17 protein-coding genes are annotated in these 14,950 nt (G+C 65.8%); 8 read left to right on the forward strand and 9 right to left on the reverse strand.

Translation table 11 applies throughout. From position 1 onward, the window contains the following. Window positions 1–2: 2 nt before the first annotated feature. From N415_RS24760 to N415_RS24775, 4 genes are read right to left on the reverse strand one after another with little or no spacing between them, the layout of a single operon-like run. Window positions 3–857, reverse strand: a complete 855-nt coding sequence (locus N415_RS24760; protein WP_081665487.1) for a hydrogenase maturation protease — start codon at window positions 855–857, stop codon at window positions 3–5. Continuing rightward, window positions 854–2,461, reverse strand: a complete 1,608-nt coding sequence (locus N415_RS24765; protein ID WP_068106491.1) for a nickel-dependent hydrogenase large subunit — start codon at window positions 2,459–2,461, stop codon at window positions 854–856. Before N415_RS24765 ends, N415_RS24760 begins: the two co-directional genes overlap by 4 nt. 57 nt (window positions 2,462–2,518) lie before the next feature. Further along, window positions 2,519–3,490 carry a hydrogenase gene (locus N415_RS24770; protein WP_068106488.1) on the reverse strand — a complete coding sequence of 324 codons (972 nt, stop codon included), beginning with the start codon at window positions 3,488–3,490 and terminating at the stop codon, window positions 2,519–2,521. A gap of 48 nt (window positions 3,491–3,538) precedes the next feature. After that, on the reverse strand, window positions 3,539–4,141 hold the full coding sequence (locus N415_RS24775; RefSeq protein ID WP_068187532.1) for a DUF1641 domain-containing protein: 603 nt from the start codon (window positions 4,139–4,141) through the stop codon (window positions 3,539–3,541). A 137-nt stretch (window positions 4,142–4,278) separates the two neighbouring features. Between N415_RS24775 and N415_RS24780 the strand changes: the two genes are divergently transcribed. The 6 genes from N415_RS24780 to N415_RS24805 are packed head-to-tail and all read left to right on the forward strand — an operon-like array spanning window position 4,279 to window position 9,719. After that, window positions 4,279–5,403 carry an AraC family transcriptional regulator gene (locus tag N415_RS24780; RefSeq protein WP_239645687.1) on the forward strand — a complete coding sequence of 375 codons (1,125 nt, stop codon included), beginning with the start codon at window positions 4,279–4,281 and terminating at the stop codon, window positions 5,401–5,403. A gap of 45 nt (window positions 5,404–5,448) precedes the next feature. Then, window positions 5,449–5,787 carry a hydrogenase maturation nickel metallochaperone HypA gene (locus N415_RS24785; RefSeq protein ID WP_068106481.1) on the forward strand — a complete coding sequence of 113 codons (339 nt, stop codon included), beginning with the start codon at window positions 5,449–5,451 and terminating at the stop codon, window positions 5,785–5,787. 3 nt (window positions 5,788–5,790) lie between these two features. Then, complete coding sequence (hypB, locus tag N415_RS24790; RefSeq protein WP_068187533.1) at window positions 5,791–6,609, forward strand: hydrogenase nickel incorporation protein HypB; 819 nt, start codon at window positions 5,791–5,793, stop codon at window positions 6,607–6,609. A gap of 42 nt (window positions 6,610–6,651) precedes the next feature. Beyond that, on the forward strand, window positions 6,652–7,725 hold the full coding sequence (locus N415_RS24795; RefSeq protein WP_068187534.1) for a class 1 fructose-bisphosphatase: 1,074 nt from the start codon (window positions 6,652–6,654) through the stop codon (window positions 7,723–7,725). 5 nt (window positions 7,726–7,730) lie between these two features. Then, window positions 7,731–8,630 (forward strand): phosphoribulokinase, encoded by a 900-nt coding sequence (locus N415_RS24800; protein ID WP_068187535.1) that lies wholly within the window; start codon window positions 7,731–7,733, stop codon window positions 8,628–8,630. Between the two features lie 33 nt (window positions 8,631–8,663). Beyond that, window positions 8,664–9,719 carry a HoxN/HupN/NixA family nickel/cobalt transporter gene (locus N415_RS24805; RefSeq protein WP_068187536.1) on the forward strand — a complete coding sequence of 352 codons (1,056 nt, stop codon included), beginning with the start codon at window positions 8,664–8,666 and terminating at the stop codon, window positions 9,717–9,719. Window positions 9,720–9,730: 11 nt separating this feature from the next. Here the strand turns inward: N415_RS24805 and N415_RS24810 are convergent, their stop codons facing one another. From N415_RS24810 to N415_RS24820, 3 genes are read right to left on the reverse strand one after another with little or no spacing between them, the layout of a single operon-like run. Further along, window positions 9,731–10,327 carry an alpha/beta hydrolase gene (locus tag N415_RS24810; protein ID WP_068187537.1) on the reverse strand — a complete coding sequence of 199 codons (597 nt, stop codon included), beginning with the start codon at window positions 10,325–10,327 and terminating at the stop codon, window positions 9,731–9,733. Continuing rightward, window positions 10,327–10,749, reverse strand: a complete 423-nt coding sequence (locus N415_RS24815; RefSeq protein ID WP_068106463.1) for a ribulose bisphosphate carboxylase small subunit — start codon at window positions 10,747–10,749, stop codon at window positions 10,327–10,329. The genes N415_RS24810 and N415_RS24815 overlap by 1 nt, the downstream gene beginning before the upstream one ends. Window positions 10,750–10,767: 18 nt before the next feature. Continuing rightward, window positions 10,768–12,198, reverse strand: coding sequence for a form I ribulose bisphosphate carboxylase large subunit (locus N415_RS24820; RefSeq protein WP_068187538.1), 1,431 nt, complete (start codon window positions 12,196–12,198; stop codon window positions 10,768–10,770). A gap of 171 nt (window positions 12,199–12,369) precedes the next feature. Between N415_RS24820 and N415_RS24825 the strand changes: the two genes are divergently transcribed. Beyond that, on the forward strand, window positions 12,370–13,368 hold the full coding sequence (locus N415_RS24825) for a class I fructose-bisphosphate aldolase (RefSeq protein ID WP_068187539.1): 999 nt from the start codon (window positions 12,370–12,372) through the stop codon (window positions 13,366–13,368). 27 nt (window positions 13,369–13,395) lie between these two features. On the opposite strand, the gene N415_RS24830 is transcribed toward N415_RS24825, so the two are convergent. After that, a complete protein-coding gene (locus tag N415_RS24830) occupies window positions 13,396–14,115 on the reverse strand; it encodes a TetR/AcrR family transcriptional regulator (RefSeq protein WP_068187540.1) in 720 nt (239 codons plus the stop codon). Then, on the reverse strand, window positions 14,108–14,320 hold the full coding sequence (locus tag N415_RS32030; protein WP_068187541.1) for a hypothetical protein: 213 nt from the start codon (window positions 14,318–14,320) through the stop codon (window positions 14,108–14,110). Before N415_RS32030 ends, N415_RS24830 begins: the two co-directional genes overlap by 8 nt. A 189-nt stretch (window positions 14,321–14,509) precedes the next feature. Here N415_RS32030 and N415_RS24840 point away from each other — a divergent pair. Next, window positions 14,510–14,950: glyceraldehyde 3-phosphate dehydrogenase NAD-binding domain-containing protein (locus N415_RS24840; RefSeq protein WP_239645689.1), on the forward strand; the 441-nt coding region annotated here is incomplete at its 3' end.

The following is a 14,950-nucleotide window of genomic DNA, read 5'->3' on the forward strand; positions in this document are numbered from 1 at the left end:
CACTACTGCTGCTCCAGCGGAATCCGAAGCGCACCATGCTCGTCGTCCCAGAACGCACGGCGCACTCCGGCGGGGATCACATCGTCGAGCACCTCGCGGACCAGCACCGCGCGATCGCCGGCGGGGGTGCGCTGCTTGAGCAGCAGCCCGCCATTGCGCGGTCCCCGCAGCGGCAACAGCCAGAGCTGGTCGTCGTGGACGGCTCCGACGGCGACGTGCGCGGGAAAGTGAGCCGCGGACAGCGCAGCGGACAGCCGCAAGTAGCCGTCGGCGGTGAACTGCACCGTGAGGTCGGCCGGATCGCTCGGCTCGGGCGGGCGCAGCGGCGAGATATATTCCGCCTCAATCATTTCCATCACCTCGTCCATCGCCGTGGCCACTTCGGGCGACAGTTCGGCACCCAGGGCGACGTTGGCCGCCTCGATGAGGAAGACGGTGACGTCGGAAGGGCACGCGTCTGCCAGCGCCCAGCGGGCGAACGCGATCGCGTGGTCCCAGCGGAACGAGTGGGTGTGCAGCCCCTCCAGCGGAGGCAACTCGGCCAGTTCGGCACCGGGGACGCGGTATATCGTCCCGGGCCGGGCGCCGGTGGCCGAGGCGTCGACGATCACCACTCGCTCCGCGCCGCGCATCTGAAAGGCCACGTCCATCCCGGCGGTGCCGCCGTCGACCAGCCGGAGCCCGTCGGGCATGCCCCGTTCCCACAAGTGGCGCACCAGGATTGGGCCCACTCCGTCGTCGCCGCGCAGCAGGTTGCCGCAGCCGATCACCAGCACGGCACAGCCCGGCGGTTCCAGGTCCAGCTGTGATCCGCCGGGTTGCGCCGTCGCGTCAGGGTTGGTTGCCGTGGGAATCACACCATTCCATTGACGACGAATTTCGAGAGTTCACGTCCGGTCTTGCCGTCGTAGGCGTGCACGGTACAGACCAGGCAGGAGTCGAAGCTGCGGGCCACGTGGCCCAGCTCGACGGGGTCCTCGGGGTCGACGATCGGCGAGCCGACCAACGCCTTCTCGATGGGCCCGAGGGTCTCGGCGCCGTCGCGCGGCCCGATGTTCCATGCCGTTGGGGTCACCACCTGATAGTTCTTGATCTTGTTGTCCTCGATGACGATCCAGTCCGACAACGATCCCCGGGCCGCCTCGGTCGACCCGAAGCCCATGCCCTCGGCGTGCTCGATGGGCTTGGTGTAGAAGCTCTCCTTGAGGTTGAGCTGGTTGAGCCATTCGCGGGTCCACTTGTAATACTTCGGGGCCTCGTGCATGCGGGCCAACTGACGCACGAACACGCTGGGGCCGATCGCGTTGTAGAGATCGACGAACAACGGGTCGTCGTCCTGATGAGCAGCGGCGTTGGGACCGCCCGCGGCCATCCGCCGCGCCAGCGGTCCGGCCTCCAGCGGGACGTGCCCGAGGGTCGGGACGTCGTAGCGCGGCGACTTGGCCCAGCTGTACTTGCCCTGCTTGCGGCCTTCCTCGGGGTCGATCGGGATGGTCTCCCCCTCAAAGGGATGCAGGGCCCCGGTGCCCTTGTAGAAGGAGTGCGTGACGTCCTCGCGAACGCGGGCCTGATCGAATTCCGACCACTTGCCGCCCGCGAAGATCCCGGATCGCCCGATCAGCGCCGCGTTGCGTCCGTCGATGGTCGGGTGCTCGTACAGCGAGGGCTCGAAATAGGTGCCGGTGGCGATGTAATTGCCGACGCCGCGGCCGTACTTGTCCAGGCCGACGTCGAGGCAGTAGCGGATGAAGAACCCGCAGTCGCTGTTGTGCTGCGCCTCGTTCTCGTCGACCCAGTCGAGCACGTCCTGCCAGGTCTTGTTGGCCAGCCAGCGATCCACCGAGCAGCCGAGCCATTGCTTTTCGAGCCACTCGTCCTTCCAGTGCTCGAGGATCGAGATCGAGCGCGTCACGTCGGAGAGGGTGGGAGCACACATCACCCCGCCGGGCACCATGAAGCTCGAGTGGGGCCACTGGCCGCCGAAAATGGCATACACCTCAACCGGTTTGGCTGACAGCACCACACCGGGCTGATAGCTGGCGCCGACGTAGGGGGCGAACCGTCGCACGGCTTCGGCGTACAGCTTGGACTTGGCGTAGTTCTTGTTGGTGAGATCGATCGCGAACAGTGCGTAGAAGTAGCGCGGGATCGACTGCAGCGTTTCGCAGGCCTGACAGATGTTGCGTATCAGCGTCGCGTTCTGCGGTACGTGGGTGCGCCACGCGGTGTCCAGGGCGTAGGCGGACTTGTACAGGTGGCTGCCGCCGCAGATGCCGCAGATTCGCGGCGTGACCACCAGGCCGGCCTGCGGATCCTTTCCGCGCAAGATGATTTCGAAGCCGCGGAACATCGCGGCCTCGGTCCACGCCGAGGTCACAACCCCGTCTTCGATGGTGACGCGCACGTCGAGGTCACCCTCGACGCGCCCGAGCGGGCTGACAAACAAATCCAACGCGGTCATTCGGTAAGTCCTTTCAAGGGCTTGGGCTGAGCTTCGGGAGGGCAGCGCGGGCTGGGATCAGACGACGAACATGTCCTCCTTGGACCATTGCGGCGCCGCGATGCGGGCGGCCGCGGCGTGGGCCATGTAGGTGAGGTGGTCGCTGCCCTCGGGGACTTCCTTGGGGATCATGCCGCTGACCTTCTGGGTCTTGAACACCGTGCCGGGAGCCAGGTCGAAGTGTGGGAACTCGGGTTCCGTGCAGCCCAGGCACGGCATGCCCGCGCGGGTCTTCGACGATTGCCGGTTCCACAGGATCCGGTTGCAGGGGGAGTGGGTCATCGGGCCGCGGCAACCGAATTCGTAGAACAGGCAGCCCGTCCGCGTGCCCTCGCCGAAGGAGAGCGTCGATTGCTTGTATTCGAAGAACTGCACTCGGGTGCAGCCGGTCTGGGTGAACGTCTTGAAAAACGTCTCCGGCCGGTGCAATTCGTCGAGGGTGATGTCGCCGGCACGGCCGGTGGCCAGTGCCACGATGATCTGTGTGATCCAGTCTGGGTGCGCGGGGCAGCCGGGGATGTTGATGACCGGCAGGCCCATCTTGGAACGGAAGTCGGGGCCGAGGAACCCGCCCTTGCGGCGCTTGTGGAACTGCAGGCCGGTCGAGGCCGACGGGTTGGGCTCGGTGGCGGGGATGCCGCCCCAGCAGGCGCAGTCGCCGATTGCGACGACGATCTGGGCCGCGGCGCACAGGTCGGTAACCCAGTCCTTCATCGGCCGGTCGGCGAACATGTCCATCCGGCCGGTGCCGTTGGGGGCCTCGATGACGGAGCCCTCGAAGACGAAGATGTCCAGCGGCCGCTCGCCTCGGGCGCAGTCCCAGAACACTTTTTGCGCGTTGTCACCGAGTTCGAGGCCCAGCGACGGATGCCACAGCAAGTCGAGGCCGAAGTCGACGATCAGGTCGACGACGTTGGGTTCCTCGGCGTTGAGGAACGACATCGTGTTGCCGCTGCATGCCCCTCCCTGGAACCAAAGCACGGACGCCATAAAAACTCCTCTCGATACCCCTTGGGGTGGGCTGGTTTTGGTGGTCGACTAGGTGGCCGCGTGGCGGGCTGCCGGGGGCGTGTCTGCTTGTGCAAGCCTTCGACCGAAGGCCCGTGCGATCTGGATCATGAAGCCCAAACCGCGTGACACATCAGGGTCTTTCGTCACCCGCATCAGCGCGAAGACACCCTTCGGCCCGCGCGGGTCGGCGGCCGCGGCGCGTTTACCTTCCAGCAACGCCTCACCGACGTCCGCGATGATCTCGACGGTCTGCGGGTCGGCCAGGGGGGAGCGCAGTAACCGGTCAAGCCCGGGTGTGGCGTTGACGACGGCGGCGGAGAGCCGGCTGACGCTGTCGCTGAGCGCGGCGAAGTCCACGCTGGGCCACAGGGTCTGACCGCCACCCGACGCCGCAACCCCCCTGATCTCCGCGACGCCCGACGCCACGTTGTCACCGATCACCTCGGCGCGGCGCAGCAGCCCGTCGAGGCCGACGACGATCGTCGCCAACAGATCGGCGTGCTCGAGGAGCACCGAAAGCGACGAAGCGATCCGGGGATCCTCCAGCGCGGCGATCACCTCGTCCCCGGGGGACTCGGCGACGAGCGCATCGGTGTCAAAGCCCTCGATCAGCGAAGCGTGTGCAGCCACCCAATCCCTCCTAGGCCGGTGTGTCGGTGGTCACACACGCTAGCCCCACGAGACCATCGGGCCTATCGCATTCGCGCAATGACTGTCAGAATTGCGCAAACTTATGTGCGTAGATGCGCTCAATACGCCGAGGAGTCTTGAATGATCGCCGCGAACTGTTCACCGAATTGTCAATTCCGTGGGTGCCCCGGGGCGGGTTGGCGCTAGTGTCTCGCCTGGCCAGGCTCGGTTTCATCGACACCCGGCGCACCGGCAATCCGGTTCGGCGCAAGGTGCGTTCGCGCGGCGTGCCGCCCGCGCTGGCCGACAACGAGATCTTTTACACCGAAAGCGTCCGGGAGGCGGGCTCGCTGCTCAGCCGTGCGCTGGCGCCGGGCTGGATTACGTTGGGAGAGGACGCATCTGGCTTCGCCGCCACCATGCACGGGGTGCGGTTTCGCGATATCAGCATGCTCTATCTGGATCTGCACGTCCGTTCGACGCTTGAAATCCCTGCTCTCGGCCGCTACTTCGCTGTGCACATGCCGATGAACGGGCGCGCCCGGTGCCACCACAATGGGCACGAGTTCGAGGCCAACACCATCAACGCCTTGGTCACCAGCCCGGGGGCCGCCCTGACCATGCATTTCGACGACGATTCGCCCCAGCTGCTGATCCGCATCGAGGAGCCGGCGTTGCTGGAATACCTCACGCGCCTCCGCGGCCGAAGGCTGTCCAGGCCGCTCGTGTTTCACCCCGAATTCAACCTGGCCAGCGACGTCGCGGTGCGCTGGCATGCCGCCGTCCAGCTGCTGCACACGGAGGTCTACCACGCCGGCTCGCTGGTGCAGCGCGGTCACGGAATCAGCGGGATCGAGGAGCTGCTGATGAACAGCCTGCTGTACATCCAGCCGTCGAACTACCACGAGGAGTTCATCCGGCCGGTGACCGATTCCGGCCGCAAGGTGGTGCAGGAGGCGATCAAGTACATCGAAGCGAACCTGGCCGAGCCGATCAACATGGAGTCGATCGCCCGCAACGTCCACATGAGCATCCGCTCGATACAGCAGGGGTTCCGCGAGGAACTGGGGATGTCCCCGATGACCTATGTCCGCGACCGCAGGCTCGAGCGCGTGCACGCCGAGCTGGCCGATGCCCTGCCAGGGGATGGCGTCACGGTAACCGACGTCGCAACCCGTTGGGGCTTCAACCATCTCGGCAGCTTCGCCGTCGAATACCGGAAACGCTGGGGAATGAGTCCGTCAGAAACGTTGCGCCAGTAGACCGCCGACGGGTGTATGGTCTCGTCTGACTCGAGGAGGCCGGCCGTGCACGAACTGTCCATCTGCAATTCGATGGTCGGAATCGTGCGCAAGCACGCGGCCGGCCGCGGGATCCAAACCGTGCACGTGCGGATCGGGGCGCTGCGCCAGATCGTGCCCGAGACCCTCGTCTACTGCTGGTCCCTGGTCACCGAAAGCTCCGAATTAGCGGGCGTCGAGCTCCGGGTGGAGCGCATACCCGCCAAAATCCGGTGTGCCGGGTGCGGCCGGGAAACCGTGCTCGATGCAGTCGTCATGGCGTGTTCGTCCTGCGGCGGGGCCGCGGTCGAATTGGTCGAGGGGGACGAATTCCTCATCACTTCACTCGATTTGGCGGAGGTGTGACAGATGGGCAGATTCCATCGGCATGACGACGGCGGTCATCACCACGGCCACGCGCATGAGCACGACCATCCGCACGAGCACGACCATCCGCACGACCATGGTGATCACGCCGGCTACGCGACCGGCACCGAGCGGGTGATGGTGCTCGAGCGGATCTTCGACGAGAACGACAAGACCGCGGCGGCCAACCGCGCCGACTTCGACAACGCGGGCCTGACGGCGGTCAACCTGATGTCGTCCCCGGGAGCGGGCAAGACCACGCTGCTGGCGGAGACCCTCCGGCGGCTGCAGGGTCGGCTGCGGATCGGCATCATCGAGGGCGACATCGAAACCAGCATCGACGCCGACCGGCTAGGCGGCTTCGGCGCGGCGGTGTCGCTCATCAACACCGCCAACGGATTCGGGGGCGAGTGCCATCTCGACGCGCCGATGGTGCGTTCGGCCCTGCCCCGCCTGCCCCTGGCCGAGCTCGACCTGGTCGTCATCGAGAACGTCGGAAACCTCGTGTGCCCGGCGGAATTCGACGTCGGCGCCCACGCGAGCGCCATGGTGTATTCGATCACCGAGGGTGAGGAGAAGCCGCTGAAGTACCCGGTGATGTTTCGCTCGGCCGACCTCGTCATCGTCAACAAACTGGACCTGATTCCGCACCTCGACTACGACCTGCCGACGTTCTACGCGAACCTGAACGCCGTCAACCCCGGCGTCGCCGTGATCGAGACGAGCGCCCGGACCGGTTCGGGCATCGACGACTGGTGCGAATGGCTCGCCGAACTCCACCGGGCGGCGCACGCCGGCGCGGCCACCCGGCCGGCCACCTAAAAGGGGGATGGCCGGCCATGGTCGCTCCGGCATCCTGCGGGCATGCTTGCCGACCGCACCACCCTCGTCCAGTTTCTGATCGAGGAACGCCGCCGACATCCGGACGCGTCGGGGGACCTCAACGGCCTCATCCTCGACGTCGCCCTGGCCTGCAAGGCAATCTCGAAACGGGTGGCGGCCGGTGCGCTGGGCGGGGTCCTGGGCTCGGTCGAGCACACCAACGTCCAGGGCGAGGTGCAGCAGAGGCTCGACGTCCTGGCCAACGACTACTTCTTGCGCGCCACCGAATGGGGTGGCCACGTCGCCGGGATGGTGTCCGAGGAGCTCGAGGAGCCCTACCGGTTGCCGGCCGAGCACCCGAGGGGCAAGTACCTGCTGCTGTTCGACCCCCTGGACGGCTCGTCGAACATCGACGTCAACGTCTCGGTCGGCAGCATCTTTTCGATACTTGCGGCCGCCGCGCCGGGCTCGGACCCCGAGCCGCGGGATTTCCTGCAGCCCGGCTCCCGGCAGGTCTGCGCGGGCTACGCGATCTACGGACCATCGACGATGCTGGTCCTGTCGGTGGGAACCGGCGTGCACGCGTTCACCCTCGACCCGAACCTCGGCGAGTTCGTGCTGACCCGTCAGTCGATTCGAATCCCGCCGGAAACAAAAGAATTCGCGATCAACGCGTCGAACCAGCGGTTCTGGGAACCGGCGGTGCAGCGCTACGTGCAGGAGTGTCTGGCCGGACGGACGGGCCCCCGGCACAAGGACTTCAACATGCGCTGGGTTGCCTCGCTGGTGGCCGAAACCCACCGGATCCTCACCCGCGGAGGCATTTTCCTCTACCCGCGCGACTCGCGCGAGCCCGCCAAGCCGGGTCGGTTGCGGTTGCTCTACGAGGTGAACCCGGTGGCGTTTTTGATCGAGCAGGCCGGCGGCGCGGCCAGCACCGGACGCGCCCGTGTGCTCGATGTGGTTCCCGGCGAGCTGCATCAGCGGGTCTCGTTCGTGTTCGGGGCCCGCGAGGAGGTCGCGCGCATCGAGGAGTACCACGGCGAGAGCTACGAGTTGACCTCCACGCTGCCCCTGTACGGCACGCGCGGACTGTTCCGCAGCGCGGTGGGCTGAGCGTCATGTCACGCAAGCATCCCATCGTCTCGGTGACCGGCTCGTCGGGAGCGGGCACGACGTCGGTAATGCGCACCTTCCAGCAGATATTCCGTCGGGAAGGCGTCAACGTCGCCTATGTGGAGGGCGACAGTTTTCACCGTTTCGATCGCCTCGGCATGAAGGAGGCGATCGCCGACGCCCACGCCCGTGGTGACCACGCCTTCAGCCACTTCGGCCCGGAGGCAAACCTTTTCGAGGACCTCGAGGAATTGTTCCGGACGTACGGCGAAGCGGGGACCGGCAAGTTCCGCAAATACCTGCACGACGACGACGAAGCCAAGCCGTACGGCCAGCCACCCGGCACCTTCACGGCCTGGGAGGAGATCCCCGAGGGTACGGACATGCTCTTCTACGAGGGGCTGCACGGCGCGATCACCACGGAGACGGTGGACGTCGCCCGCCATGCGGACCTGCGCATCGGCGTGGTGCCGGTGATCAACCTCGAGTGGATCCAAAAGCTTCACCGCGACAAGAACGTTCGCGGTTACACGTCGGAGGCGGTCACCGACACGATCCTGCGCCGGATGCCTGACTACGTGAACTACATCTGTTCGCAATTCTCCAATACCGACGTCAACTTTCAGCGCGTTCCGGTGGTCGACACGTCGAACCCGTTCATCGCCAGGACCATCCCGACGGCGGACGAATCGATGCTGATCATCCGGTTTCGCGATCCGCACGGCATCGACTTTCCCTATCTACTGGCGATGCTGCACGACTCGTTCATGTCGCGCCCGAACACAATCGTGTGTCCGGGCGGCAAAATGGATTTGGCGATGCAGCTCATCTTCACCCCGATGATCCTCCGGCTGGTCGACCGGCGAAACGCGGAGCTCCGCAACGCGGATCTGGTGAGCCGCTGATCGACCGTGACTACACCATCCTGGCGAACGGCATTGTCCCGGCGCGAGTGGGCGCACGTGGCGGCCATGGCCGGTGTTGTCATCGCGCTGCATCTCACCGGATGGTTAGTCCTGATCGCGTTTGTGGTGCCGCAGCACCTGAGCGTCGGCGGCCGGGCGCTGGGTGTCGGCGTCGGTCTCACCGCATACATGATCGGCCTGCGGCATGCTTTCGATGCCGATCACATCGCCGCGATAGACAACACCACCCGCAAGTTGATGAGCGACGGGCAGCGCCCGCTGACCACGGGATTCTTTTTCTCGCTGGGACATTCGACGGTGGTGTTCGTGGTGGCCCTGTTGCTGTCGGTAGGCATCAGAACGCTGAGCGGGCCTGTCCTGAACGACGCCTCGACACTGCATAGGTACGCGGGCCTTTTCGGAACCACAGTGTCCGGCGTCTTCCTCTATCTGATCGCCGGCATCAACATCGCGGTGCTCGTGGGGATCGTTCGGATTTTCCGCCGGATGCGGCGGGGCATATATGACGAAGGCGAGTTGGAGCGGCAGTTGAACAACCGCGGGCTGGCGGCCCGGTTCCTGCGGCGCTTCACAAAATCCATTCGCAGCCCATGGCAGTTGTACCCGCTCGGAGTGTTGTTCGGCCTGGGTTTCGATACCGCGACCGAGGTTGCGCTGCTGGTGCTGGCCGGCAGCAGCGCCGCGGCGGGCGTGCCGTGGTACGCCATTCTGTGCCTGCCGGTGTTGTTTGCGGCCGGCATGAGCCTGCTCGACACGATCGATGGTTCGTTCATGAACTTCGCCTATGGCTGGGCATTTTCGCGGCCCGCGCGCAAGGTCTACTACAACATCACCATAACCGCGCTGTCGGCGGCGGTGGCGCTTATCGTCGGCAGCATTGAGCTGGTCGGGGTGCTTGCCGACCAGCTCGGGTTGACGGGCGACTTCTGGGAATGGTTGCGCGGCATCGATTTGAATGCGGTCGGCTTCATCATCGTCGGGTTGTTCGCGTTGACGTGGGCCGTGGCGCTGCTAGTTTGGCGCTTCGCCCGCATCGAGCAGCGGTGGAGCGGGCTGGCCGAAGATTAAGCGGACTCCGTTCAGCGGGACAGCGCGCGAACGACGATTTCAGCGGCGAGCTGGGCGGTGAAGTGGCGCGAATCCCGCGGACCGGCGAGGTCCACCAGGCGAAACTCTCCGTGCACGTATCGCCGGCTCGCCCGGGCCACGGCGTCTGCCGTGCGGGAACTGACCAGGGCGGTGGTGTCGACTTCTACGGGGCCGCAGTCCTTGTCGCGGACCGAACCGTCGAGGTCCGGCACGCGCGGGTGGCCGCAGTCGATGACAACCAAGCCCGTGAACCGCCCCCGCTGGCTCGCGGCCAGGCTCCACGCCAACTCGCCCCCGCTGCGGTCGCCGACCAGCAGCGCGCTGCCCACCTCGAACTGGTCCAGGATGCGGATCACCGACTTCGGGCTCAGGTCGGGGTGGGCGGGGATCGTCAGCGTCCGGAACGTCGCGACATGCAGCCGATCGCGGACGGCGTCATAGGCGTTCTGCCCGCCCGGCACCTCGTCCAGCATGACGACCACCCGGCCCCCGTCAGGACCGCTCAGCCTCACCGGCACCCGAAATCCGTCGAGTGTGTCGGCGGCGCAGACATATTCGTGATCCGCGGTCGACGACGGGTGGGCCATCAGTCCGCGTAGCGGTGACCCGGCGGCTGCCGGGTGGCGTAGGCGAAGGTGGTGTACCCGATGCGCCGGTCAGATCCTTCGGCGCGATCGAGCCGGAAACCCGGCTCGTCGGCGGGACGCTGCACGATGAACGAGAACGCGGTGGTCTGCCGGCCCAGGCGGGCGTCGTACGCGTTGAGGCGGACGTATGCGGTGGGATAGGCGCTTCGGCAGGCGTTGACTTCCAACAGAACACCCGCGGCGTCCTTGAGGTCGAACATCGGCAGGCCCCACATCTCCCAATACACGTTGCGCGGATGCGGGTCGTCCGTGAACTCGACCGAGAGCGGCCAATCGTTGTCCAACGCATAGTTGATCTGGGCCGTGATCTCGTCGTCGGTGAAGTCCGGTAGGTAGGAGAAGGTGCCTTGGGTGATACGCATTTCAGTTTCCGATCCGGTTCAGGAGAGTGTTGGCGTCGCGACAACGTCGGGTGTGTCGGTCGATTCGTAGTTGAACGAGATGTCACCCCAGGTGGCCAGCGCGGTGTCGAGGGCGCGGTTGCTGGAGGCGGCCTTCTTCAGGATCTCGGGCCCCTCCTTGTAGTAGTCGCGACCCTCGTTGCGCGCCTTGATCATTGCCTCCAGGGCGACGCGGTTGGCTTCGGCGCCCGCGGCGATGCCCATCGGATGACCGATGGTGCCGCCGCCGAATTGCAGGATGACGTCCTCGCCCAGGTAATGCAGCAGCTGGTGCATCTGGCCGGCATGGATGCCGCCGGAGGCGACCGGCATCACGCCGGGCATTGACGCCCAATCCTGGTCGAAGTACAGGCCCTTGATCGGGTCGGCCGGGATGTGGTCGAGGCGCAGCGTGTCGTAGAAGCCGGCGATGGCGTGCGGGTCGCCCTCCAGCTTGCCCACCACGGTTCCCGCGTGGATGTGGTCGACGCCGGCCAGCCGCATCCACTTGGAGATCACCCGGAAGCTGACCCCATGGGTCTTCTGGCGGGTGTAGGTGCCGTGCCCGGCGCGGTGCAGATGCAGCAGCACACCGTTGGCGCGCGCCCAGTTGGCCATCGACTGGATCGCGGTGTATCCGATGGTGAGGTCGATCATCACGATCACCGAACCGAGTTCCCTGGCGAAATCGGCCCGTTCGTACATCTGCTCCATGGTGCCGGCGGTGACATTGAGGTAGTGTCCCTTGATCTCGCCGGTGGCCGCCTGCGCGCGATTGACGGCCTCCATGCAGAACAGGAATCGATCGCGCCAGCGCATGAAGGGCTGCGAGTTGATATTCTCGTCGTCCTTGGTGAAGTCGAGCCCGCCGCGCAGGGCCTCGTAGACGACGCGGCCATAGTTGCGCGCCGAAAGCCCAAGCTTCGGCTTGGTGGTTGCGCCCAACAGCGGCCGCCCGAACTTGTTCAGGTGTTCGCGCTCCATCACCACTCCGTGCGCGGGGCCCTGGAAGGTCTTGACGTACTGGGTCGGAATACGCATGTCTTCCAGGCGAAGAGCTTTGAGCGGCTTGAAGCCGAACACATTGCCGATGATCGAACTGGTCAGGTTCGCGATCGACCCTTCCTCGAACAGATCCAGGTCGTAGGCGATCCACGCGATCCACTGCCCCGGCGTGTTCGGCACCGCGTCCACCCGGTAGCACTTGGCTTGATAGTGCTCGAATGTGGTCAACCGGTCCGTCCAGACCACCGTCCACGTCGCGGTGCTCGACTCACCGGCGACCGCGGCGCCGGCCTCCTCCGGCGGAACACCCGGTTGCGGTGTAATCCTGAAGGCGCACAAGACATCCGAGTCCTTCGGGACGTAATCCGGTTGCCAATAACCCATTTCGGCGTAAGGAATGACGCCGGCGTTCCATCGATCTGTCATGTCCGGAATGCTGCCAGCCAATTCTCAACATGTCTATTGAGAATCTGCCATTGAAACTGAAGTTATCACTTGACTAACTCACCCCGCGCATCCACCAGGTTGGTGAGGTCGGGGGGCCTCGGCCCGGATAACTTCCAACACACGACCACGTAGCAGAAGGGGCACCACCGAATGACGACCTGTCGACAGACCGCCGCGCGAATGATGGAGCTCGGCAAGGGGATTCTGGCTGCCGACGAAAGCATCGCCACCATGTCGAAGCGGCTCCAAGAGGCCGGCGTCGAACCGACCGCCGAAAACCGGCGCCTGTACCGCGAACTCCTCGCCACGGCGCCCGGTCTCTCCGAGAGCGTGTCGGGCATCATCTTCTGCGACGAAACCCTCCGCCAGAGCTTCAGCGACGGAACACCGTTCGCCGAGGCGGTGCGCGGGTTGGGCATCCTGCCCGGCATCAAGGTGGACACCGGCGCCAAACCGTGCCCGGGGTTGCCCGGGGAGACGGTCACCGAGGGGCTGGACGGGTTGCCTGCCCGGCTGGCCGAGTACGCGGAGATGGGCGCGGCATTCGCCAAGTGGCGGGCGGTGTTCACGATAACCGACGCCACGCCCAGCCGTGGCGCGATCCGGGCCAACGCCAACTCCCTTGCGCGCTACGCCGCAGCCTGCCAGGAGGCCGGACTGGTGCCGATCGTCGAGCCCGAGGTGCTCATGGACGGTAGCCACAACCGGGGCGTCTGCCGGGAAGTGACCGGTTGGGTGCACACCGCGGTGCGAACCGAACTCGCGCTGCTCAACGTCGATTTGGCCGGCATCGTCCTCAAGCCGAACATGGTCCTCGAAGGCGAGGGCTACGCCCGGCAATCGACCCCGGCCGAGGTGGCCGACTTCACCGTGGGCGTGCTGCGGGCGTGGCCGGGCGATCTCGCGGGTGTGGCCTTCCTGTCCGGCGGCCAGTCACCCGAGCGGGCGACCGCCAATCTCGCGGCGATGCAGCAACATCAGACGCCTTGGCCGTTGACGTTCTCCTTCGGCCGGGCCCTGGTGTCGCCGGCGCTTTCGGCCTGGCGCGGGGACCCGGACCGCGTCGCCGACGGGCAGGCCGCGCTGGTCGAGCGGGTCGCCGCCAACGGGGCCGCGGTGCGGCTTCGCGGCGAACTTCAGTCGGTGTGAATCCCCGAGGCCACGGTCTTGGTGCCCTCACCATGCCACGCCGTCGACGACGTCAGCGGTCAGGGCGGCGGTGTAGTCGCCGGACGCCGCATCCCCGGCCGATCCGTACACGAACGCGGCTTGTGGGGTACCGACAGCGCACTCGAACGCCCGTAGACACATGTCGGTGAGGTCCGCTCGCGAGATATTCTGCGACTGGATCCATTTGACGCAGGCCGCGCGGACGAATGCCAACCAGCCTTCGACGGCGATCTCGACGGCATCGCGCAGATGGCCCTCCGCGACAAGCTCATTGACCAGGCGCCGGCCCACGATGTTGAGCTCCTCGGCGATGATCGCCTGGATCGCCGGGTCGTCCGACAATGCGCCGCGGTTGATCGTGACGGCTTCGAAGGGATGATCGACAAACGATTGGATGTGGGCGTCGAGCGCGATGGCAAGCTGTTCGGCCAGCGGCAAGTGCGGATCAGGACTCACGCGCGCCAGAAACCGGCCACTAGCGCGCTCGAATATCGCTACATAGATGTCCCGCTTGCTCGCAAAATAGTGATACAGAGTCGCTCTCGACACACCGGCGCGTGCGGCGATGTCCTCCATCCAAACATCTTCGTATGGTTTTTCCGCGAACAACGCTGCGCCTTCATCGAGCAGGTGTTCGCGTCGCTGGTGCGGCTTCAACCGGCGTCGTGCCACGTGCCCACGATCGCCGAACCGACGCGCGGGCCGTGGCTCGATCACGTCAGGCACGGCCGACGACCCACAGCGCGCGCCGCGTCGGATCGACCACCTCACGGCCGCCCGCGTCGTATTCGACCAGCACATGGCCGGGCGAGGTTGAGCGGATTCGCCCCAGCCGGCCGGACACACCGGACGCCACACGCACCCGATCGCCGGCCGTCGGAGCGTGGTGTGCGCGTGCGGGACCGTGGATAGCCGCGGCGGTGCGGGACATTTCGGCTCCTTTCGACAACGTTGCGTCGATTGTTGTCGCGCGGCGCCCGCCGCGGGCGCCCCCGATGGGGGGTTTTCGGGGTGGTCGGGTGTTCAGCCCTCAGAATTGCCCCCTGACTGGGGGATGCACTGGCGAAAGCGTCGGAAGACCATGGCATTCCGATGACGTGAACGATCGATGGAGGCACAAGTGACGGTCCGAGTGGGTATCAACGGCTTCGGCCGAATCGGACGCAATTTCTACCGGGCGTTGCTGGCCCAGCAGGAGGCGGGGACGGCCGATGTCGAGGTGGTGGCCGTCAATGACATCACCGATAACGCCACGTTGGCGCATTTACTCAAATTCGACTCGATTTTGGGTCGGTTGCCCGATGACGTGAGCCTGGAGGGCGAGGACACCATCGTGGTGGGCACTCGGCGGATCAAGGCGCTCGAGGTGCGCGAGGGTCCCGCGGCGATGCCGTGGAGCGATCTGGGTGTGGACGTGGTGGTGGAATCCACCGGGCTGTTTACCAACGCGGCCAAGGCCAAGGGCCATTTGGATGCCGGGGCCAAGAAGGTGATCATCTCCGCGCCGGCCACCGATCCCGACATCACCATCGTGTTGGGCGTGAACGACGACAAGTACGAC

Source organism: Mycobacterium sp. UM_CSW (assembly GCF_000455205.1).
GTDB lineage: Bacteria > Actinomycetota > Actinomycetes > Mycobacteriales > Mycobacteriaceae > Mycobacterium.

What these genes read in the sequence shown, in the direction of transcription:
- N415_RS24765 (WP_068106491.1), bottom strand. Translation starts at nt 2,461, where the DNA reads ATGACCGCGTTGGATTTGTTTGTCAGCCCGCTCGGGCGCGTCGAGGGT.
- N415_RS24770 (WP_068106488.1), bottom strand. Translation starts at nt 3,490, where the DNA reads ATGGCGTCCGTGCTTTGGTTCCAGGGAGGGGCATGCAGCGGCAACACG.
- hypB (WP_068187533.1), top strand. Translation starts at nt 5,791, where the DNA reads ATGGGCAGATTCCATCGGCATGACGACGGCGGTCATCACCACGGCCAC.
- N415_RS24795 (WP_068187534.1), top strand. Translation starts at nt 6,652, where the DNA reads ATGCTTGCCGACCGCACCACCCTCGTCCAGTTTCTGATCGAGGAACGC.
- N415_RS24800 (WP_068187535.1), top strand. Translation starts at nt 7,731, where the DNA reads ATGTCACGCAAGCATCCCATCGTCTCGGTGACCGGCTCGTCGGGAGCG.
- N415_RS24810 (WP_068187537.1), bottom strand. Translation starts at nt 10,327, where the DNA reads ATGGCCCACCCGTCGTCGACCGCGGATCACGAATATGTCTGCGCCGCC.
- N415_RS24815 (WP_068106463.1), bottom strand. Translation starts at nt 10,749, where the DNA reads ATGCGTATCACCCAAGGCACCTTCTCCTACCTACCGGACTTCACCGAC.
- N415_RS24820 (WP_068187538.1), bottom strand. Translation starts at nt 12,198, where the DNA reads ATGACAGATCGATGGAACGCCGGCGTCATTCCTTACGCCGAAATGGGT.
- N415_RS24825 (WP_068187539.1), top strand. Translation starts at nt 12,370, where the DNA reads ATGACGACCTGTCGACAGACCGCCGCGCGAATGATGGAGCTCGGCAAG.
- N415_RS32030 (WP_068187541.1), bottom strand. Translation starts at nt 14,320, where the DNA reads ATGTCCCGCACCGCCGCGGCTATCCACGGTCCCGCACGCGCACACCAC.